At 65.0% G+C, this 19916-nt stretch carries 16 protein-coding genes; 8 read left to right on the forward strand and 8 right to left on the reverse strand.

The window, feature by feature from the left end:
• The first annotated feature begins 300 nt into the window (after positions 1-300).
• The 7 genes from T370_RS0107855 to T370_RS0107890 all read left to right on the forward strand — a co-directional run bounded on the left by T370_RS0107855 (position 301) and on the right by T370_RS0107890 (position 11259).
• Positions 301-1626: a GntP family permease gene (locus tag T370_RS0107855; protein ID WP_016361093.1), complete on the forward strand. Its 1326-nt coding sequence runs from the start codon at positions 301-303 to the stop codon at positions 1624-1626.
• 132 nt (positions 1627-1758) lie between these two features.
• A complete protein-coding gene (locus T370_RS0107860; protein ID WP_016361094.1) occupies positions 1759-2748 on the forward strand; it encodes a zinc-dependent alcohol dehydrogenase in 990 nt (329 codons plus the stop codon).
• Between the two features lie 120 nt (positions 2749-2868).
• Positions 2869-3513 carry a class II aldolase/adducin family protein gene (locus tag T370_RS0107865; RefSeq protein WP_029435375.1) on the forward strand — a complete coding sequence of 215 codons (645 nt, stop codon included), beginning with the start codon at positions 2869-2871 and terminating at the stop codon, positions 3511-3513.
• A 4-nt stretch (positions 3514-3517) separates the two neighbouring features.
• Positions 3518-4816, forward strand: coding sequence for a 3-oxo-tetronate kinase (gene otnK / locus T370_RS0107870; protein WP_029435376.1), 1299 nt, complete (start codon positions 3518-3520; stop codon positions 4814-4816).
• An 81-nt stretch (positions 4817-4897) separates the two neighbouring features.
• Positions 4898-6298, forward strand: a complete 1401-nt coding sequence (locus tag T370_RS0107875; protein ID WP_029435377.1) for an NAD(P)H-dependent oxidoreductase — start codon at positions 4898-4900, stop codon at positions 6296-6298.
• Positions 6299-7094: 796 nt separating this feature from the next.
• Complete coding sequence (locus tag T370_RS0107885) at positions 7095-10754, forward strand: DUF3626 domain-containing protein (RefSeq protein ID WP_029435379.1); 3660 nt, start codon at positions 7095-7097, stop codon at positions 10752-10754.
• A 73-nt stretch (positions 10755-10827) separates the two neighbouring features.
• Positions 10828-11259 carry a CesT family type III secretion system chaperone gene (locus T370_RS0107890; protein WP_029435380.1) on the forward strand — a complete coding sequence of 144 codons (432 nt, stop codon included), beginning with the start codon at positions 10828-10830 and terminating at the stop codon, positions 11257-11259.
• Between the two features lie 359 nt (positions 11260-11618).
• Here the strand turns inward: T370_RS0107890 and T370_RS24945 are convergent, their stop codons facing one another.
• The 6 genes from T370_RS24945 to T370_RS0107925 all read right to left on the reverse strand — a co-directional run bounded on the left by T370_RS24945 (position 11619) and on the right by T370_RS0107925 (position 15914).
• Positions 11619-11807: a hypothetical protein gene (locus T370_RS24945; RefSeq protein WP_156034375.1), complete on the reverse strand. Its 189-nt coding sequence runs from the start codon at positions 11805-11807 to the stop codon at positions 11619-11621.
• Between the two features lie 172 nt (positions 11808-11979).
• Positions 11980-12240: a hypothetical protein gene (locus T370_RS0107905; RefSeq protein WP_005030000.1), complete on the reverse strand. Its 261-nt coding sequence runs from the start codon at positions 12238-12240 to the stop codon at positions 11980-11982.
• Entirely contained in the window at positions 12237-13262 is a 1026-nt protein-coding gene (locus T370_RS0107910; protein WP_016361097.1) for a DMT family transporter, read from the reverse strand. Before T370_RS0107910 ends, T370_RS0107905 begins: the two co-directional genes overlap by 4 nt.
• Positions 13263-13462: 200 nt before the next feature.
• Positions 13463-13855 carry a glycine cleavage system protein GcvH gene (gcvH, locus tag T370_RS0107915; protein ID WP_005030006.1) on the reverse strand — a complete coding sequence of 131 codons (393 nt, stop codon included), beginning with the start codon at positions 13853-13855 and terminating at the stop codon, positions 13463-13465.
• Positions 13856-14041: 186 nt separating this feature from the next.
• Entirely contained in the window at positions 14042-15466 is a 1425-nt protein-coding gene (gene lpdA, locus T370_RS0107920) for a dihydrolipoyl dehydrogenase (protein ID WP_029435381.1), read from the reverse strand.
• A 10-nt stretch (positions 15467-15476) separates the two neighbouring features.
• Positions 15477-15914, reverse strand: a complete 438-nt coding sequence (locus T370_RS0107925; protein WP_029435382.1) for an OsmC family protein — start codon at positions 15912-15914, stop codon at positions 15477-15479.
• A 318-nt stretch (positions 15915-16232) separates the two neighbouring features.
• Between T370_RS0107925 and T370_RS0107935 the strand changes: the two genes are divergently transcribed.
• Positions 16233-17642: a sigma-54 interaction domain-containing protein gene (locus T370_RS0107935; RefSeq protein WP_029435384.1), complete on the forward strand. Its 1410-nt coding sequence runs from the start codon at positions 16233-16235 to the stop codon at positions 17640-17642.
• 216 nt (positions 17643-17858) lie between these two features.
• Here the strand turns inward: T370_RS0107935 and T370_RS0107940 are convergent, their stop codons facing one another.
• Both T370_RS0107940 and T370_RS0107950 read right to left on the reverse strand, forming a co-directional pair.
• Positions 17859-18416, reverse strand: a complete 558-nt coding sequence (locus T370_RS0107940) for a hypothetical protein (RefSeq protein WP_029435385.1) — start codon at positions 18414-18416, stop codon at positions 17859-17861.
• A 750-nt stretch (positions 18417-19166) separates the two neighbouring features.
• Positions 19167-19721: a hypothetical protein gene (locus tag T370_RS0107950; RefSeq protein ID WP_029435386.1), complete on the reverse strand. Its 555-nt coding sequence runs from the start codon at positions 19719-19721 to the stop codon at positions 19167-19169.
• Positions 19722-19916: the final 195 nt, after the last annotated feature.

The following is a 19916-nucleotide window of genomic DNA, read 5'->3' on the forward strand; positions in this document are numbered from 1 at the left end:
CGCAAGGCCGCCGCCGCAACGGATTGTTGCATATATGTTGCAACGATCCGTTGCATCCGTATTCCGTTGCAACAGCCCGCCGCCCTCCTCCCCGCCGTTTCGCGGGTGCGCCGCGTTCCCGTCCCCCCCGCTCTGTTTGAACAATCAAACGTCTCTCAGAAGGCCGCCGATGTTTGCCAAATCCATCCGGCGGCTCCGGAAGGCGCGCGCCCGGCACACTGCCGTCACCGCTCTGGCACCGAACTTGCTAAATAACGCCCGGAGAGAATGTCTGTTTCTATTATTGCGGAGGAGATAGAAATGTCGAGTGCCTACGTATTGGTAGCCTTTGCCGTATGTATTTTGCTGATGATACTCTTCATCTCAAAATGGAAGATCCACCCCGTCACCAGTATTCTGGTCGCAACCATCATTCTGGCCATATCCATCGGAACCCCGTGGGACAAGATTGAAGGCATCATCAACAAGGGCATGGCGGACACGCTGAAGAGCATCGCCATCGTCATCGTGCTCGGATGCATCCTCGGTAAAGTCCTTGAAGAGACGGGAGCCGCCGTCAGCATCACCAAGGCGACCGTCAAGCTCTTCGGTGAAAAGCGCGTGCTCTGGGCCATCCTGCTGGCCTCCGCCATCCTCGGCATCCCGATCTGGGCCGACACCGTGGTCATCCTGCTCATCCCCATCGTGTCCAATCTGGCCCTCCAGACCAACAAATCCATGATGTCCTACGGCACGGCCTTATACATGGGCGCGCTCGTCACCGCCTCGCTGGTGCCGCCGACCCCCGGCCCCGTGGCCGCCGCCGCGCTGCTCCACCTGCCGCTCAGCGACGCCATCATGTGGGGCGTCCTCATTTCGATCCCCTCCGTCTTCGCCGCCGGGCTGTACTGCCTCACCCTGAAGGAACCCGTGGCCCCGCAGGACGAATACATCAAGTCCGCCGAAGCCTCGAAGGACAAGCCCCTCCCCTCGGTGGGAACCTCGCTTGCCCCCATCATCCTGCCGCTGGTGCTCATCTTCCTGAACACGGGCATCAACGCCATGTTCCCGGACACGACCGTTGCGAAGGTCTTCAAGTTCGTCGGCTCGCCGCTCGCCGCGCTCCTCGCGGGCTGCCTGTTCTCGCTGGTGCTCACCGGCGCCGAATGGCGCTCCAAGAAGGTCATGAACGACTGGGTGGAATCCGCCCTGCGCTCCTCGGCCATGCCCATCATGGTCACCGCCATGGGCGGCGCGCTCGCCGCGTTCATCAAGAACGCGGGCGTCGCCAACGCCGTGGCCGAAACCGTGGTGCAGTTCAGCATCCCCGGCATCATCATCCCGATCCTCATCGCCGCGCTCATCCACGTCATCACCGGCTCCAACGCCCTCGGCGTCATGACCGCAGCGGCCCTCGTCGAGCCCATGCTCGGCGCGCTCGGCATCTCGCCGCTCGCCGCCTTCCTCGCCTGCGGCACGGGCGCGCTCATGTTCAAGCACGCCAACTCGTCCGGCTTCTGGGTGACCGTCACCATGTCCAACATGGACATCCGGCAGGGCATCCGCGCTGTCGGCGGCGGCTCCACGGTGGCCGGGGTCACCGGCGCGGCCATCACGGTCATCCTGCACTTCGCCGGGATCATCTAAACCAACGGGCGGGCCCGGCTGCCTCCCCCCGGCGGCCGGAGCCCCCAATGCGCCATGCAAGGACGCATGGCATGGGAAAGGCGGGAACGCATCAAAACCGTCCCCGCCTCTCCCCGTCATAAAGGAACGGACATGGATACTTTCGTCACCAAGGCCGCCCGCCTCAACGGCCCCCGCGACATCGAACTCATCGAACGCGAACTCGTCTGCGGCGAGGACGACATCATCGTCAAGAACCACCTCATGGGCATCTGCGGTTCCGATAAAAACTTCTACCGCGGCTACCTGCCTCCGAAGACCGCCGAATTCCGGCAGGACCCCAAGTTCCCCTTCCTGCTCGGGCACGAGAGCGGCGGCACGGTCGTTGCCGTGGGCAGCCGGGTGGCCGACTACAAGGTCGGCGACAAGGTCATGGCCTTCGGCTGGAACAACAACTTCGCCGAATACTTCGCCGCCAAATCCTTCCAGCTCCAGCCCGTGCCCTATGGCCTCGACATGGACATCGCCTCGCTGGGAGAACCCATCTCCTGCGCCATGTATTCCGGCCTGAACAGCGGGGTGCAGCTCGGGGACACCGTGGTGGTCATGGGCGGCGGCTTCGCCGGGCAGATCATCGCCCAGTGCGCCAGACGTAAAGGCGCGTACCGCGTCATCGTGGTGGACGTTCTTGAAGGCAAGCTGGCCCTCGCCCGCAGGCTCGGCGCGGACATCACCCTCAACCCCGGACAGGACGACGTCATCGAGGCCGTCAAGGATCTGACCAACGGCCTCGGCGCGGACGTGGTGGTCGAAGCCGCCGGAACCGCCGAATCCTTCAACACCGCCAGCGAGATCATCAAACACAACGGCAAGTTCGTGTTCTACAGCTGGGTCACCACCCCGGTGACGCTGAACATCAGCCGCTGGCACGACGACGGGCTGGAATTCATCAACACCTGCCTCGTGCACCACACCTGGCAGCAGCGTTATGTCTGGTGCCCGGAAGCCCTGCGCCCGGTGGCCCAGGGGCTCGTCGACGTCAAGCCGCTCATCACCGACGAATTCAAGCTGGACGACATCAAGGCCGGGTTCGACCTCGCCGACAAGGACGATGCCGCCATCAAGATCGTATTCAGGCCGTAACCGGGCCGGGCCGCCGATCCCGCCTCCCCCGGAAGTGGAATCGCGCGGCCTTGCCGGAAGGCCCCGGCGTCCCCGCCCGTGGGCGCACGCCGCTGTGCAAGGAAGACCAAGGAAGAAACCATGAGTACCTGCCCTGACTGCGAAACCGGCCGGAACCTGCTTGCCGGAGCCTGCCGCTCCGTCTTCCAGCGCGGCCTAACCGGCGGTTCCGCCGGAAACATGAGCCTGCGGGTCGAGGGGGGCATCCTCGCCACGCCCACGGGCATCCCCTTCGGCGAGCTGACGCCCGGGAACCTTTCCCTGCTGGACGAAACGGGCGCGCTCGTCAGCGGCCCCAAGGCCACCAAGGAAGTGCCGTTCCACCTCGCGTGGTACAAGGCCAACCCCGATCATCTCGCGGTGGTGCACCTGCATTCGCCGTGGGCCGTGGCCGTCTCCTGCCTGGCGGATCTCGACCCCGGCAGCCCCCTGCCGCCGCTGACGCCCTACCAGCTCATGAAGCTTGGGCACCTCGCGGTCGCGCCGTATGCGAAACCCGGCTCGGCGGAGCTGTGCGCGGGCGTCGCCCGCCTCGCCCCCGGACGCACGGCCCTGCTGATGGCCAACCACGGCTCCATCACCGGCGGCGCAAGCCTGACCAAGGCGCTGGACGCGGCGGAGGAGCTGGAAGCCACCTGCCGCCTCTACCTGACGCTGCGGGGCCTGCCCGTGCGCTGCCTGACTCCTGAGCAGGCCGCCGAACTTCTTCCCCCCAAAGGAGCCTGATCCCATGACTGCCGTTCTTGGCTGCATCGCCGACGATTTCACCGGCGGCACCGACCTTGCCGAAACCCTGAGCCGCAACGGGATGCGCACCATCCAGCTTCTGGGTGTGCCGGATACCGCGCTGGCCTCGGAAGCCGCCGCACAGGCCGACGCGCTGGTCGTGGCCCTGAAGATCCGCACCGTCCCCGTCGATGAGGCCGTCAGCCAGGCCCTCGCCGCGCTCGAAGCCCTGCGCGCCGCGGGCTGCCGCCAGTTCTTCTGGAAATACTGCTCCACCTTCGACTCCACCCCCAAGGGCAACATCGGCCCGGTGGCGGAGGCCCTGCTCCAAGCCCTCGGCGGCGACCGCGCGGTCGTCTGCCCCTCCTTTCCCGAAAACAAGCGGACGGTCTATCAGGGCTACCTTTTCGTGGGCGACAGGCTGCTGCACGAAACCTCCATGCGCAGCCACCCGCTGACGCCCATGACCGACGCGAACCTCATCCGGCTCATGGACGCGCAGTCTTCGCGCAAAAGCGGGCTGGTTCCGCTGGAAACCGTCCGGGAAGGCGTCGAAGCCGTCAAAGCCCGTATGGATGAACTTGCGGCGCAAGGCACGCCGTGGCTCGTCTGCGACGCGCTGTCCGACGCGGATCTGCGGGCCATCGGCGCGGCCTGCGCCGGGCACGCGCTGGTCACGGGCGGCAGCGGCGTGGCCCGCGGGCTCGGCGTCAACTTCGGCATCGGCGCGGACGGCCCCGTGCCCCCGGCCCCCGTCAACGCGCCGGGCCTCGCGCTCGTGCTCGCCGGAAGCTGTTCGCAGGCGACGCAGGCGCAGGTGGCGCGGTTCACGCGGCAGCGCCCCGGCTTTGCCCTCGATCCGCTGGCCCTTGCCGAGGATCACGGCGGGTACGTCGCCGAGGCCGTCGCCTTCGCCCGCAGGCATTGCCCGGAAGGGCCGTGCATCGTCTACTCCACGGCCTCCCCGGACAGGGTCGCCGCCACGCAGGCCCGTTTCGGCAGGGAAGCCGCCGGAGCCATGATCGAGCGGGCGCTCGCCGACATCGCCGCCGCGCTGGTGGAAACCGGCGTCAGGCGCATCCTCGTGGCGGGGGGCGAAACCTCCGGCGCGGTCGTGTCCCGCCTTGGCGTGCGCGCGCTGCGCATCGGCGAAACCATCGCGCCCGGCGTGCCGTGGACGGAAACGCTGCTCGACCCGGCCAACCCCGGCGCCCCGCACCTTGCCCTTGCCCTCAAGTCGGGCAATTTCGGCGGCGAAGACTTTTTCATGCAGGCGCTCGGCCTTCTCGCAAACGCCAACTGACCGCGAAGGGATTCCCTCCGCTTGGAGCGCGCCGCGCTCCCGCCGGAGCCTGCTTTTCATCCGCAACCACAGGGAGTCATCATGTTCTACGAATCGCTGTTCAATCCGTCCATCCACCGCCCGGTCAAGGCCTGCCTCACGGGCGCGGGCGAATTCGGTGCGTCCTTCCTCTTCCAGGCGCAGGGAATGCCCCTGCTCGAAGTCCCCGCCGTGTGCACGCGTACCGTGCAGCGCGCGGTGGACGCCTATGAAAACGCGGGCATCCCCGCCTCCAAGGTCCGCGTGTGCGAATCCGCCGAGGACGCAAAGAAGGCTTACGCCGACGGCTTCAACGTCGTCGTGGACAGCTTCGAATGCATCGCGGACCTCCCCCTCGACGTGCTGGTGGAAAGCTCCGGAGCGCCCGAAGCCAGCGCAGCCGCCGCCGAGCTTGCCATCGAGCGCGGTATGCACGTCGTCATGGTCTCCAAGGAAACCGACTCCGTCGTCGGCTCCATCCTAGCGCGCAAGGCGGCCGAACGCGGCCTCGTCTACACCACCGGCGACGGCGACCAGCCCAGCCTGCTCATCGGGCTCATCAGCTGGGGCCGCGTCCTCGGCATGAACATCGTGGGCGCGGGCAAATCCAGCGAATACGATTTCATCTATGATCCCGCGCGCGACATGGTGCTCTGCCCCGGCCAGAAGCAGGAAATCGCCACCCCCGGCATGGGCTCGCTGTGGCAGTTCGGCGACCGCCCGGCGGAAGAGGTCGTCGGCAAGCGCCGCGCCATGCTCACCTCGCTCTCGCACCGTTCCGTGCCCGACCTCTGCGAAATGGCCGTGGTCGCCAACGCCACGGGCATGATGCCGGATCGCCCGCTGTTCCACGCGCCGGTGGCCCGCATCGACGAAATGCCCGATCTCTTCTGCCCCAAGGCCGACGGCGGCCTGTTCGACGCGCCGGGGCGCCTCGACATCTTCAACTGCTTCCGCCGCCCCGACGAGGCGAGCATGGCGGGGGGCGTCTTCATCGTCGTGGAATGCAAGGACAAAAAATCGTGGCAGGTGCTCAAGGCCAAGGGGCACCCGTGCAGCCGCAACGACCGCTACGCCGCGCTGTACCATCCCGCCCACCTGCTCGGCGTGGAAACGGGCACCAGCGTCCTCGCGGCGGCCCTCATGAAGCACGCCACCGGCGGCGGCAACCTGCGCCCGCTGTGTGACCTGTGCGGGCGCGCCGTGCGCGACCTTCCCAAGGGGACCGTCCTTGACATGGGCGGCCACCACCACACCATCGACGGCGTGGAAGGCGTCCTCAACCCCGCCGCCGCCATCGGCCCGGACGCGGCCCTGCCCTTCTACCTGCTCAGCCACCGGACGCTGTGCAGGGACGTCCCAGCCGGGAAACTGATCACCCTCGGCGATCTCGACATGCCCGAAGAATCCACGCTGCTCCGCCTGCGCCGCGAACAGGACAAGGCGTTCGGCCTCGTGAAGTAAGCGGCGGGCAATCCGCCTTCAGGGGGGCAGGCAAGCGTGCCGCCCCCTTTCCCAAAAGACAGACAGGATCACCTCTTGCCGGGGCGATCCTGTCTGTTTTTTGCAAAAGCCCTCACGGGAAAGGCGGCCCGCAATGGCACGGGCACGGGCAGCGCCTCCGGGAAACAAACCGGAATGCGCGGCGTCTTCGCACCGTTCCCGGCTTCCCCCAAAGCGCCGACCGCCGAGCCCATCCCGAGCGGGAACGGCGGCAAAACGCCTTCTTCTTGCAGCACACCCGCTCTCTTCCGCCCTCACCATGAACCGCGGCGGGGGCCTGCGCATGGCCCGCCGCGGTTTCCTGTTTTTGCGGATTGCCCGAGCCCCCTTTCAGTCAAAGGGAAAATGCCCTATACCTTTTCAAATTTAAAGAGACATAACGCTCGGAAACAGTTCCGATGCCCCGCAACACGGTGTGGATTCTGCCGAAAAAGACGCTTTCCGGCGGAACGGGCCTTTGCTCCGGATAGCGCCGTCCGCCCCCGGATCAGCAGAGCCTGCCGCGACGTCCCTTTTCCCTGAGCGGTCCCCCCTGCCCCGCACACGGAAACCAGCCGTTCGGCATGAGAGGAGGCGGTCGCCCCTGCCCCATAGCGGGAACCAGCCTCCGCACAGCACTTGGCAGGGGCACAGGGGCCCCTCCGCCCCGCACACGAGCCCCTCCCGGACAGGCCTCCGGGACCGGCAAAGCTCTGGTCCGCTTCTTGCTGCATAGGAAAACATCGTACACCCTTTTCAGAAACGAGGGAGCCTCATCATGTCGCAACTTCATGGAATCAACGGCGCGCAACAGCCGCAGGCCACGGGAATTTCTCCTTCCGTCGGCAAGCTCGGCCTTCACAGCGTGCAGCTTGGAACCAATCCGCCCGTCCGCCTTGACGCCATCAAAGGCAACAAAATTCCCTTCGCCGGGTTCAGAACCGCCACCAAAGTGGTCAACGCCAAAACCGGTGCGCGTGAAAACGCCGCCCTTGCCCTCCGTTCGCTGGCCTCTCCGGACGGCAAGCTGGACGCGAAGGCCCTCCTCAACGCGACCAAGTCCATGCAGACCCACCTCAATCGGCTGGGCACGCTGGGAGAAATACGCGGCACGATGGACGACGCCGTGATCGCCGCCTTCGCGCCCGAGGTGGAAAGCCTTTCCAATACGGAACTCCTCAACGCCTACCAGCAGTTCCTTTCCCCGGAAATGAGTCTGCTCAAGCGGGCGCTGCAAGCCGAAATGAGCGCCAATCCGCGCAATGAGGACGTCATGGCCGCGGCCGCCAACCTGTTCAGCCTCGAAGCGCTCGTCACCAAAGAGGCGAGCAACCGCATCATCATCGCGCAGGGCCTCGCGCAGCCCGAACAGATCCCCCCCCTCTCCGCCCAGTACGGCGCGGGCATCGAAGGCATGGGCGCCGCCCGGCCCCACGAGGCCCCGGCGGACATGAGCGCCGTGAGTATGCACGTGCTCATGGACGTGGCCATCGACAGCTCCGCGCGCCGGGAACGGGTGGGCGGGCTCGTCGCCGATATGGCCAGCCGCCGCAACCTCGGAAACATCGACGCAAGGCAGTTCGGGGACGTGCTCCGCTCCGCCGGGCTGACCATCAACGTGGATCTCGGCTTCCTGTTCGGCATGAACGGGCCCAAGCCCCTGCTCAAGGCAGGGGGGGCGTGGGAGCACATTTTCCACTCCATCGAAGCCGCGCCCGACGAGGCCAGCCGTCAGGCCGCCATCGACGTGAAAGGCGCGGGCTACATCCAGAAACGCGACAACGTGGAGCGGGGGCTGTTCCCCGAACTGAGCGAGGACCGCCCGGCGGTAGCCAACGAGCGCCCCACCTACGCCGCGCTCAACCTCCTGCGCCAGCGCACCGGGGCGGCCCCCACCTACGGCACCGTGGCCCTGCACCTCAAGCCCGAAGTCGCCCGGCGCGCCACCTACACCGTGGACGATACCTTCGTCGCGCTGCGCCTGCGCTATACCGAAGCGGGGCGTCAGGCCGTCCTTGACCTGCTTCCGGGTTCCCCCGGCATCAGCGAGGCGCATAAGCTCGATCTGATGACCGAAGGGAGCGAGCTCCGCCGGCGCCTCGACGCGATATTCGACGGCATGGCCGCCAAGGGGGAATTCCGGGCGGACCTGTTCAAGAACGAGTTCCAGCTGTTCGGGCTCGAGGACGACGAAAACAGCGCCCTCGCCGGGCTGTTCATCAAGGTTTTCAAGGATACCCAGTCCACGCGCAAGGCAATGGCCTCTTTCGACAGCCTCGAAACCCTGCTCCCCGAGCTGGGCGACATGGACGCCGTCAGCCTCGCGCGCGCCGCGCTGGACAGGCAGCAGCACGGCATGGGCCGCGTCGCCAGCGAATGCAACTACATCGAAGCACAAGTGCACGGCCCCATCGTTTTCGCCCGGGATGTGGCGGAAATCGTCATCAACAAGGAATTCGGGCTCGATCAGCTCCCGCAGGCTCAAAAGGCATGGTTCAATGCCGTGGTCGCCGTGCTCGGCGGCAAGCAGCCCGCCGCCGCGGACATGGACGCTTTTTCGGCGGAGCAGCGGGCCGAACTTGCCGCCATCCGGGAACAGCTCGGCGGCGCGGTTATCCCTGTGCGCATTGAAGAGCAGATTCCGGAGCTGGATCTCAAAAATACCGTCAGGTCCGAAGAGCGCGCGTTCTACGCCGCGCACCTCGATCAAGCCCGCATCGACGCGAAGCTCCACGATGTGCAGCAGGACGACGCCGGGCTTCAGGCTTTCATCAGCCAGATGCTCAGTATACGCCCCGGCGAAGCGGCGGTTTCCCGCATCCTCGGCACCGTGCCCCTCGTAGCGGGCGGGGACGCGCAAAACGTCCGCGAAGCCTTTGCCGCCTATGTAGAACAATACCGGCATGTTCCCCTGAGAGGGCAGCACACGGAGGATGACGTGCTGCAAGACGCCATGTGGCAGGCCGTATCTGACGTGATGGGCAAAGGGCGCCTCGATTCCCTTGCCGCCATTGAAGAATTGACGGCTGACCCCGCGCAGCGGGCGACGCTCAGGGATTTCGTCATGGGGCATCCGCCCATGAGCGGGCAGGCGTTCCGGGCGCTGGCCTCCGCCGCGCTCCAGGGGGCCGGGGTTCTGAACGGCCTAGCCCCTGCGGAAGACGAACCGCTGGATGATGAGGCGATGCTCACGCGATTCGGCGGCGCGGCGGCCTCGTTCCGCCGTTCGTTCGACGCGATGCCTGAAGAGGAGCGCGATGCCGCGGGCGAAGGCAGGCTGTTGCAGGCGTTCGGCGGGCTGGCCTTTTCCCTGATGCGCGACGCCTCGCCCGAGGTGTCCGGCCGGGTCGCCGAGCGGCTGAACGGCCCCGCCATGCGGGGGCTTTCCGGCGTGCTCCTCCGGCTCGGGGATGCCGAACGCGGTTTCCCGCAAGATGCCGGATTCCGTGACGCGCTGGCCTTCAATGCCTTCCAGTCCGGCCTGCGCGCCGCGCTCGGCGGCAGGGCGGAACCCCCGGCGGCCTTTGCCGGGGAACTGTCCCTCATCCCGCAGGCCGACCGAGGCCGTCTGCGCGCCGCCCTGCCGGGCCTTGCGGACACCCTCGACGCCTCGTTCCCCGCCCGTCCGGCCTTCCCGCCCGCCCAAGCGGGCAAGCTGGCCGCGACCCCGGCGCAGCACCGCGATTTCCTGCTGTCCATGCTGCCGATCTATCACGATCACGAGCGCCCCGGCGCGTTTGATCACGGCGCGGCCTATCACGGGCGCGGGCACATCTGCCGGGCCTTCATTTTCGCGTCGACGATGGCGGGGCTCATGGAGGAAATGGGGCATACCGTGGACAGGACGGCGCTCCTGTGCGGCATAGCCGGGCACGACGCCGGGCGCGAGCGCAACGGCGCGGACACGCCCGAGCAGGAAGCCGAAAGCGCCCGGCTGGCCCTTGAGAAGATGCACGAGCGTTTCGGGGCGGACACGTTCGGGGACGACTACGAGCGCGAATTCACCGCCGCCATCGTCGGGCACGCCAGCCCCACGCTGGAATCCATGCTCCTCAACGCTGCGGACTCGCTGGACATCGGGCGGGTGACGGAATTCGACTTCAAGTATTTCCCGTTCCTGCGCGGCGGGGAGCAGGAAGGCCCCAAGGCCCTTGTCCCCGAGTACCAGAATCTGCGCCAAGCTCTGCATGAGGAAGCCGACCTGCTCGCACGCATGACCGACCCTCTGACGCAAACCCGCGATCTGCGCATGAAGCTCATTCAGGCCGGGGAAGCCGAGGACATGGTGCATGTCCAGCGCGCGGCGTCCGAAGCCGTGGCCGGGCAGCTCGCCCTTGACGCGGAAGAAGATTTCCTCGCCTTCGTGGAAGGCAAGCTCCGCGCCCATCCGGACATGTTCCCCCTGCTCACCCGGTACTACCTCGATCCGTTGGCATAATGAACCTCCCTCCCCGCGCCCTTCCACCGAGGGGCGCGGGTACGACACTCCCACAGCCGTATAAGGAAAGATTATGGAACTGGCATCACTTATTGAAGATCTCGGAAAAGCCTGCGGACTCGAACTGACTCTCGACGAAGGCCGCTGCACCCTGCGTTTCGACGGGGAGCACGACGTGACCATCGAGCGGGACGGCAATGCCGTCATCCTGCACGGGATCGCAGGGGACGGGGGCTGCCTGTCCAATCCCGACAATCTCCGCATCCTGCTCACTGCCTCGTTCCTCGGGGCCGAGACGGACGGCGGCGCGCTCTCCGTCTGGGAACGCACCGGGGAAATCGTGCTCTGGAAGCGGTTTGACGCCTTCACGGACTATCCGGACTTCGAAGCCGCCATCAATGCGTTCCTTGCCCAGCTCATCCACTGGAAAGCGCGCATCGACGCTCTGCCGTCCGTGGCGGTGTCCGCTTCGGCCACATTCACCCCCGGCGGGATCATGGTTTAAGGCAATATTGGGGAAGGGAGGGAAAACGTTTCTGGAGACTCCCCACGTTTTTCCTCCCTTGTAAAAATTTCAGCGTGTTCCAGCACAGACTCACGCGTTCCGGACAAGCCGCAAGGTCAATCCCTCCGTGCCCCGGGCCGCGAGAAAGGCCTTGAGTTCCTCCAGACGCTCCTCCGGATAGGGTTTTCCGCAAGTGTAGCCTGTCCGAGCTGGCGGTACTTGCCCTCCCCATAGCGGTTAGGGCAGCAGTTCCACGCCCGCGATGTCGGCCCCTTGTGCCGCTTCCTCCCGCAGCATGGCGAAAGCCGCCTCCAGCCCGGCGGGATCGTCGTTCAGGCCGGGGAGCAGCGGCATTCGGATCAGAACCTTTTTGCCCATGCGGAACAGCACGCGCAGGTTGTCCAGAATCCGCCGGCTGCACGCGCCCGTGAGCCGCCGGTGGGCCTGTCCATGTGCTTGATGTCATAAAGGAACAGATCCAGATGCGGGACCAGCTCCCGGAATGTTTCCCAGTCCGCCAGCCCGCAGGTTTCGAGGGCCGTGTGCACGCCAGCGCGCGGGAGGCGGAAATGTTGGGCTTCGAGGCCAGATAGCCGGTGCGCAGCCGGGCCACGCGCCGGACAGCCCGGAAGCGCCGGAGGGGTTCGTCGGGGTACAGCAGGACATGGGGGACTCCTTTGCAAAAAGGGTTTCGCCGGGCGGCGGATACGTTTTTCGGCGTTACAGGAAGCGCTCGACACGGCCCTTGCCGTACTCGCTGAGCGCATAGCGCTGCGTGAGCGTCCCGGCCTCAAGCGTTTCCTCGGCGATGCGGACGATGCCCACGGCCTTGAGCGCCTGCAAATGGCCGTCCACGGCGTCCGGGGAAAGCTGGCGTTCGCCGGGGTACTGCGGGCGCAGGGCTTCGAAGACGTCCCGCGCGGTGCGGGGCTTGCCGTCGCGCAGCAGCGCCGCGATGGTCAATCGGATGGGGTGTTTCATGAGCTTACGTTGCGGAGGTTGATGATGTCGCGCGGGTTGCCGATGACGAGGAACATGCCCGCAAAAATCGCGGCGGCCCCGATCACGAGGCTGCGGGTGATTTCGACGTCCGTGAACAGCGCGCCGAACAGCACGCCCCACAGGGCGTAGGTGATGTTGAGGGCCATCGCACGGCTCACGCCCGCCATGTTCATGGCCTTGTACCAGCAGCGGTACGAGATGCAGCCCACAACGCCAGCCAGCGCGAAGCACCCCACGCCGGGGCTCGAAAACGCGCGGGCCAGCAGGCCGGGGATGTCGCAGCCCGGCGCGGACGCGCTCAAATGCCACAGGGCCAGCGGGACGATGATCCCCGCGTAGAGCAGGCTGGACACGATCTGATAGACGTTCAGGGCCACGGCGGGCTCGATGAAGTCCATACCCGAGGTGACGCACACGCCCTCGGCGGCCCAGCCGAACGCCGCGAGGAACGCGAAGGCGATCCCAAGATAGAACAGGCCGCCCCCGGCCCCTTCCGGCGGGGTGTAGCCGATGGCGATGGCCCCGATCACGCACAGCGCGAGGCCCCCCCACGCCCTGAGGCTGACGTGCTCCTTGAGGAAGACGAGGGCCAGCAGCGCGGCGATGGCGGGATAAAGCGACGTGATGGGCAGGACATACGCCGGGCCCGCCATGGACAGAGCCATGAGGTAGCCGCCCATGCCGAGCGGAGCGCCGAGCAGCGCCCCCCAGATGCAGGCCCGCCCCGCCTTGCTGCGGAGTGTCCGGATCACTTCCCGGCCCTTGCCCTGCGCGCCGTTGATCGCCAGCGAGAGGCACGCGGCGCAGAAGTCATGGAGCCCGGCGGCGAGGAGCGGCGCGAACAGCCACAGCGCCGGGCTGCCGAACGGTTCTTCCGCCAGCCCCTTGCCGAGGATCAGGCCGTCGGAGCTCCAGATCATGCCGGACATCAGGGCCAGCGCCAGCCCTTTCTTGGCGTAGCGCAGTTCTTTTTGTTCACGCAGGCTGGCGAGGTTGGTCATTGTCGGCGTCCTTTGGGGTGTGGGGGTTGACTGGGGAGGGGTCTGGGGAGACGGCCCGAAGGGAGCCCCTATCGTGCTTCAGGCGGGAAGGCGTTCCCGGAAATTCAGGCCGGGGCACGGCGGGTTTTGTCAAAAACGGCGTTTCTCGGCGGACGGGGGCCGCCGTTCCCCAGTTTGGTGAAAGAAGGGAAAGGTACGGTTTACAGTCCGAGGAGGGCACGGTATCCGGCGGCATCAAGCAGGGATTCGGCGGATGCGTCCGGACGGATGCGGATCATCCAGCCTTCCCCATAGGGAGAGACGTTCACCAGCGTGGGCGTGCTTTCCAGTTCCTCGTTCACGGCGACGACCTCGCCGGGGATGGGCATATACAGTTGATTGACCGATTTGAGGGATTCGACCGTGCCGAAGTCGCTCCCGGCATCGAACCGCACACCCACGGCGGGAAGGTCCACAAAGGCGATTTCGCCGAGCTGATCCTGTGCGAAATCGCTGATGCCGATGACGGCTTCGCCGCCCTCCATGCGCACCCAGACGTGCTCGTCGGTGTAGCGGAGGGATTCGGGGAGGTTGAGTTCTTCATTGCTTTTCATGGGAAGTTCCTTTTCTTGGAATATATTCAATTTGAACGGCGGAGTAGCCCAAAGGGAACCTGTTTTTGGGAACGCCGTGAACTGGGATTGGATAAATACGAAAGCCTTTGGAATGGGAGGGTGGGGCTTGGGGAAGGGGGAAAGCGGGCTCCCCTTTCTTCAGAAGAGTTTCCCTTCCCCAGTGCTTCATCCGCCAGCCTCGACGAGGGAAAGCGCGGCTTCGTACAGGCCCTCCGCCAAGGTGGGGTGGGCGTGGATGGTTGAGGCGATGTCCCGGACGGACGCGCCCAGACGCAGGGCAAGCCCGGCTTCCGCGATGAGATCCGTGGCATGGGCCCCGGCGATATGTACGCCGAGCACCTTGCCCGTGGCCCCGTCCGAAACGATCTTGAACATGCCGGGGAGTTCGCTCATGGCCTGCGCCTTGCCGAGTTCGCGCATCTGGAACGTGGCCGTACGCACATCGCGGCCCGCCTCAGAAGCCTGCGCTTCGGCAAGCCCCACGCAGCCGATTTCGGGCGACGTGAAGATGCCGGACGGCACGGCGGAATAGTCCATCCGCCCGTCATGCCCAAGGCAATCGCGCACGGCGCACAGCCCCTCGGCGGCGGCGACATGGGCCAGCATGATTCTGGACGGCCCGAGCGCGTCGCCCACGGCATACACGCCGGGGAGGGAGGTGCGCATGTGCTCATCGGCCCGTATCCAGCCCCGCCCGTCCACGGCGACCCCGGCTTCGGCCAGCCCAAGCCCGGCGGTATTGGGCGCGCGCCCCACCGTGACCAGCACGGTTTCGGCTTCGATGGGCGTTTCCTTCATCTGTGCGGGCGTGGGCTCCTTGATGAACGGCGACGCGCCGAGCATGGCCCTGACCATGCCGCCCTCCACGCGCACGTCCTTGAGCGTCCGGCCCAGCTCGCAGCCGATGCGGCGTTTCTTCATTTCCCGCTGGAGCAGCGCGCTCATGTCCGCATCCACGGAAGGCAGGGGCAGCAGGCGGTTCTGGCCTTCCACCACCGTGACCTTGGACCCGAAGGCCTGATAGATGAACGCCAGTTCGCAGCCGATGACGCCCCCGCCCACGATGGCGATGGACGCGGGCACCCGGTCGAGCGCCAGCGCATCGTCGCTGGTCAGGATATGCGTATGATCGACGGGCAGGCCGGGAAGTTCCAGCGCGCCCGAACCCGTAGCGAGGATCACGCGGTCGCCCTCGACGGAAACCGGGCCTTCGGCTGTGGAGGCTTCCACCAGCCCGGCATGGACGAGGCGCCCCCGCCCCTTGAGGAGCCGGACGCCGAGGCTCGCGCAAGCCTTTTCGAGCCCGCCGCGCAGGGTGGAGCAGACCTTTTCCTTGCGGGCCAGCACGGCGGCGGGGTCCACAGCCGGAGCCCCCTGCCCGGTGATGCCGAACTGGGACAGGCGCAAGGCCAGCTCCAGCGCGTCGGCGGAGGCTTTCAGCGTCTTGGTGGGGATGCAGCCGTTGTTCAGGCAGGTTCCGCCGAGGTTCCCGCTTTCCACGAGGGTCACGGACATCCCGGCGCGGGCGGCGGCAAAGGCGGCCGTGTACCCGCCGGGGCCTCCCCCGATGACGGTCAGGCGTATGGGCATGGCGCGCCTCCTAGTCCTCGTCGCATTCGAGATTCAGATTGTATTTCACCGGGAAGGCCGCTTCGAGCGAGCCCGTGATCAGACAGCCCTGCTTCATGATCTTTTCCACGCGGTCGAAAATGAACTCGTATTCCTGATCCATGAACACGGTCACGTCCAGATCGATCCCGGTCACGCGGCCCCGGCCCTTGTCGTCCGTGCCGGTGCGCACCGTGGCCTTGCCTTCGATGCGGCGGTACTTGGCGCTGCGGGTTTCGAGCGCCTTGTCCAGCGCGGCGCAGTAACAGTAAAGCGCGGAGGAGGCGAGCAGCTTCTTGGCCGTGCCGGGCCGTTCTTCGGCGGGGATCTGAGCCCCGTCGATGGAAATGACGCCGAAAGCGGCGGATTCCATATCCAGATCGACTTTGGCGCCCCGGCGGGCGATGGAAACGCTGAGTTCGTGTGACATGGGCAGATCCTCCCGGATAGATTGCGGAACATGGCGGCGCTGGCCGCGTTTGGCTTTCCTTGGCTGCCTTTTCTTTTGCATTTTGGATGCCAACCCCATCCGGGGCCTTTGCCGCCCTCCCCTCCGCCCGGCTTTGTCCCCCCGGAAAATCCCGTTTCCCTATCCGGGCATCTTTCTTGGGAAAAAAAGAGCGAGCCGCCGGCATGGGCCGCTTTTCCCCACGTCTGGCCTTGCCGTCCGCCCTGAAACGTGAAATACTGCACAACGAGAGCGACAAAAATGTCGTTAAACGCGACAAATCATTCAAGAGAGAAGCCGATGGAACTGTTCGCGTCCGCTCCCGGCCTTGCCGTGGAGGAAAGTTACGTCAGATTGCTCAATCACCTGCCGGGGCTCGCCTACCGCTGCCGCGTGGGCCGCACCGACCCCATTGTATCGGAACGCCTTGAATATACGTTGGAATTCGTCAGCAAAGGCAGTTATGATCTGCTCGGCATCCCCGCCGAGGACATGGTACGGAACAACAACAATACCATCGAGCGCATGATGCATCCCGACGATCTCCAGAAGACGCGCCGGAACATGTATGACAGTATTGTCGCGCACCAGCCCTATCAGGTGATGTACCGGGTTTCACTCCCGTCCGGGCGGCTGAAATGGATATGGGATCAGGGCGAGGGGGTTTTCGACGCCGACGGCGAACTGCGCTACCTCGAAGGGCTGATGATGGACATCAGCGAACAGAAGTTCCAAGAGCTTGAGCTCAAGGAAGAAAACCGCCAGCTCAAGGCTTCCGTCAGCAATCTCTACGGGTTGGGGAACATCGTCGGCAAAAGCGAGGCCATGCGGCGGGTATACGGCCTCATCCTCAAGGCTGCCGAAACGGACACCAACGTCATCATTTACGGCGAGACAGGTTCGGGCAAGGATCTCGTCGCCAAGGCCATCCACGAGTACAGCGCCCGGAAGGGCAACTACGTCCCGGTCAACTGCGGGGCCATCCCCGAGCAGCTTCTCGAAAGCGAATTCTTCGGGCACACCAAAGGGGCCTTCTCCGGAGCGCACGCCAACAAGGAAGGCTATATAGGCGCTGCCCACAACGGCACGCTGTTCCTTGACGAGATCGGCGAACTGCCCATTCATCTCCAAGTAAAACTGCTCCGGGCCATCGAAAACAAGATGTATACCCCTGTCGGCAGCAACACCCCCAAGGTCTCGTCTTTCCGTCTGGTCGCGGCCACGAACCAAGACCTTTCAAAAATGGTTTTGGAAAAAAAGATGCGCTCGGATTTTTATTACCGCGTACATGTGCTTTCCATCACATTGCCGCCCCTGCGCGAGCGGCACGGGGACATCCCGCTGCTTGTCGAGGCCTACATGGAGCGCAAAGGCATCAGCTGCGCCCTGCCGCTCCAAGTGCGTTTGGCGATGGAACATTACGACTGGCCCGGCAACGTGCGCGAGCTGCACAATTTTCTCGACCGTTACACGGCTTTCGGGGATGTGGCCCTTGAGTCACTCGGCGATGCGGGCAAGACGGAGCTGCTTTTCCCCGCCCTGCATCACGAGGGGCTTACCCTTGAGACCGCCACGCTTCAGCTTGAGGAACGGCTCATCCGGCAGGCTCTTGAGCGCTGCCGCTGGCGCAGGGGCGACGCCGCCGAGGCTCTCGGCCTAAATCTGCGCACCCTCCAGCGCAAGATGAAGCGGCTTGGCATGGGGAGATAGGGGAATGAGAAGATAGTGGCATGAGTCAGGGATTAAAAACTTTTTAGATAGATAAAGGGTGTTCCGCTTGGAAGGCGCAGCACCCTTTTTTAGGAGGTGAGGCGGGGAGATAACCAATAGGGCGGCAAGATCCTCCTTAACTCAGGGAAAGCCGCCCCCCCTCACCTTTCAGGAAAGGAATGTTCCGAAAGAGACGGCGGGAAAGAAACGTTCCCGCTACTTTGAAAGCAGCTCCGGATGCTCCCGCTTGGCCTCGGCGTAGCGGTCAAGAATGTCGGACAGCACGAAATGTCCGTTCGCCAGCGCGGTACGGAACAGGGCCGTCACCCCGGCGATCTTGACGTCGCGCGTGCTGAGCGGCTCGTCCACGGTGCCCTTTCCCCCCGAGCCGGAGGACAGCTCGCACAAGCCGAGGAAGAAGAGCGCATCATGGAGCCGGGCCTGCGCTTCGGCGTGCGTCCCGCTCCGTACCGTTTCCCAGAGCCGCTCGGTGAACGTCCGCAGGCCGTCCTGATTGTCCCTCAGGTCCGATACCGGGACTTCGATCTGGGCATACGGAGGCGCGGAATGCTCCTCCAGCCAAAAAGCCGCCCGCTCCCAGCCCAGCCAGAGCGCTGCGCAGAGCACCGGCACGGCGGCAAGGAACAGGCCGCGCCTGAGCCGCGCCTTCGGCGTCATCCGGGCGCGGTTTCTGATCCAGTAGCGGATTTCAACAAGCGCGCCCAGCAGAAGGAGTAAGAGAAACGGGGCATAGGTCAACGGATCTGCGTTCATGCGGCCTCCTCGTCATTCGCCGCGGCCGGATGCGGAACCTGCACCCCGGAGTGGGCAGCCCTGCGTGCGGCAATCCCATCATGCCCCTTCGGGCCACCGCGCGCAACGGACAAACGGGAGGACTCGCCGGACGTCTGCGGGCTTCGGGGCGCGGCACGCGTGCGATCCGGAAACGGTTGTCCGGTCCCCATGCGCCAGCCCGACTATCGCCATGCCGTCTTTTCCGTGATGAAAAGAATGCTCCTGACTTCCGGTAAAACCTCCGAAAACACGCAGGGCCCCTCAACATGCCGCCGCTATAGACGGCTTCATCAATTTCTGCAATCATTCCCCCGACTTCATCAAAGGCGACAACCCAAACTACGTCCAAAACAAATGTGGCCTTTCTCTGGGGAAAGGTTCCCTCTCCAAGCCCTCCCACCTCCCAAGACATTTTGTATGGGTCGACGGCGGGACGGGTGGCGTGTAAGGCCGTTTCGGATGCGGACGTCTCCCGGCTACATGGATAAAAAATACAAGAAGATGAAAACAGAAAAGACGAGGAAATATCCCCTTGTCTTTTTTGCCTGAAAATCTTTGAAGAAGCCCGTCACACGGAGCGAACACTCCCATATCACGGGAAAATACCGAACAGGGATTCGATAAACACAAAAGTCTTTGGAAAGGGAGGGATGGGGTTTGGGGAAGGGAGGGAAAAGCTTTTCTTCAGAAAAGTTTTCCCTCCCTTCCCCAATGCTTCAAAGGAGCTGCTTATGCGCAGTCGTGCTTGTCCCAGGGTTCGCGGTTGTCGCGCTGGATGACGGACTCCATACGGACGAGGGCTTCCTTGAGTTTCTTGATTTCTTCCAGCTTGAGGTTGGGATTCTTCATCACCTGATAGATGATCGCGCCGGTGCAGTCCTCGTCGATGGGCAGGTCGGCGATGGTGGCGATGGTCACGGCGATGTCCTGCGCGTTGACGGCACGTCCGACGATGCCCGCCTTGGGGTTGACGGCAAGCCCGTAGAAGGCCGTGCCGGAAGCGGAAACGACCACGACCAGCGTGCGGCGGTCGGCGGCTTCAAGAGCCGGGGCGAGGGCGTCCGCACCTTCGACGATCACCAGCGCGGCGTCCGCTTCAAACGCGGCTTCGATGCCGGATGCGCCAGCGCAAACTCCGCCGAGGGCGACGGCCAGATCCTTGAGCCCGGCGGCGTCCGCATGGGACAGCACGGCGGCCTTTTTCTTCAGCTTGTCCAGCGCCCCGCCGGAACCGTTGAGATCAAGCGCATCTGCCAACACGAGAAGGGCTTTCTTTTCAGCCATGACAATATTCCTTATTCGACGGGCAGTAACCCGTTGTTGTTTTTCCCCCTTCCCGCGCGGCAGGAACTCCCTGCCAACCGCGAAAGAGGGGGTATAACATCCCCTTTCCCCGCCCAGCAGGAACTCCCGCCGCGCGGCCTCCCCACCAGTCAAAACGTTTGGGGGGATGAGGGGTGGGGGTCCGGGGGAGGGGAG

Origin of the sequence: Bilophila wadsworthia ATCC 49260 (genome assembly GCF_000701705.1) — a bacterium.
GTDB lineage: Bacteria > Desulfobacterota > Desulfovibrionia > Desulfovibrionales > Desulfovibrionaceae > Bilophila > Bilophila wadsworthia.

Excerpts from the sequence above, each read along its gene's own strand:
- T370_RS0107855 (WP_016361093.1), top strand. The coding sequence starts at position 301 with ATGTCGAGTGCCTACGTATTGGTAGCCTTTGCCGTATGTATTTTGCTG.
- otnK (WP_029435376.1), top strand. The coding sequence starts at position 3,518 with ATGACTGCCGTTCTTGGCTGCATCGCCGACGATTTCACCGGCGGCACC.
- T370_RS0107910 (WP_016361097.1), bottom strand. The coding sequence starts at position 13,262 with ATGACCAACCTCGCCAGCCTGCGTGAACAAAAAGAACTGCGCTACGCC.
- gcvH (WP_005030006.1), bottom strand. The coding sequence starts at position 13,855 with ATGAAAAGCAATGAAGAACTCAACCTCCCCGAATCCCTCCGCTACACC.
- T370_RS0107950 (WP_029435386.1), bottom strand. The coding sequence starts at position 19,721 with ATGGCTGAAAAGAAAGCCCTTCTCGTGTTGGCAGATGCGCTTGATCTC.
- T370_RS0107865 (WP_029435375.1), top strand. The coding sequence starts at position 2,869 with ATGAGTACCTGCCCTGACTGCGAAACCGGCCGGAACCTGCTTGCCGGA.
- T370_RS0107940 (WP_029435385.1), bottom strand. The coding sequence starts at position 18,416 with ATGAACGCAGATCCGTTGACCTATGCCCCGTTTCTCTTACTCCTTCTG.
- T370_RS0107935 (WP_029435384.1), top strand. The coding sequence starts at position 16,233 with ATGGAACTGTTCGCGTCCGCTCCCGGCCTTGCCGTGGAGGAAAGTTAC.
- T370_RS0107890 (WP_029435380.1), top strand. The coding sequence starts at position 10,828 with ATGGAACTGGCATCACTTATTGAAGATCTCGGAAAAGCCTGCGGACTC.
- T370_RS0107875 (WP_029435377.1), top strand. The coding sequence starts at position 4,898 with ATGTTCTACGAATCGCTGTTCAATCCGTCCATCCACCGCCCGGTCAAG.
- T370_RS0107905 (WP_005030000.1), bottom strand. The coding sequence starts at position 12,240 with ATGAAACACCCCATCCGATTGACCATCGCGGCGCTGCTGCGCGACGGC.
- T370_RS0107860 (WP_016361094.1), top strand. The coding sequence starts at position 1,759 with ATGGATACTTTCGTCACCAAGGCCGCCCGCCTCAACGGCCCCCGCGAC.
- T370_RS0107885 (WP_029435379.1), top strand. The coding sequence starts at position 7,095 with ATGTCGCAACTTCATGGAATCAACGGCGCGCAACAGCCGCAGGCCACG.
- T370_RS0107925 (WP_029435382.1), bottom strand. The coding sequence starts at position 15,914 with ATGTCACACGAACTCAGCGTTTCCATCGCCCGCCGGGGCGCCAAAGTC.
- lpdA (WP_029435381.1), bottom strand. The coding sequence starts at position 15,466 with ATGCCCATACGCCTGACCGTCATCGGGGGAGGCCCCGGCGGGTACACG.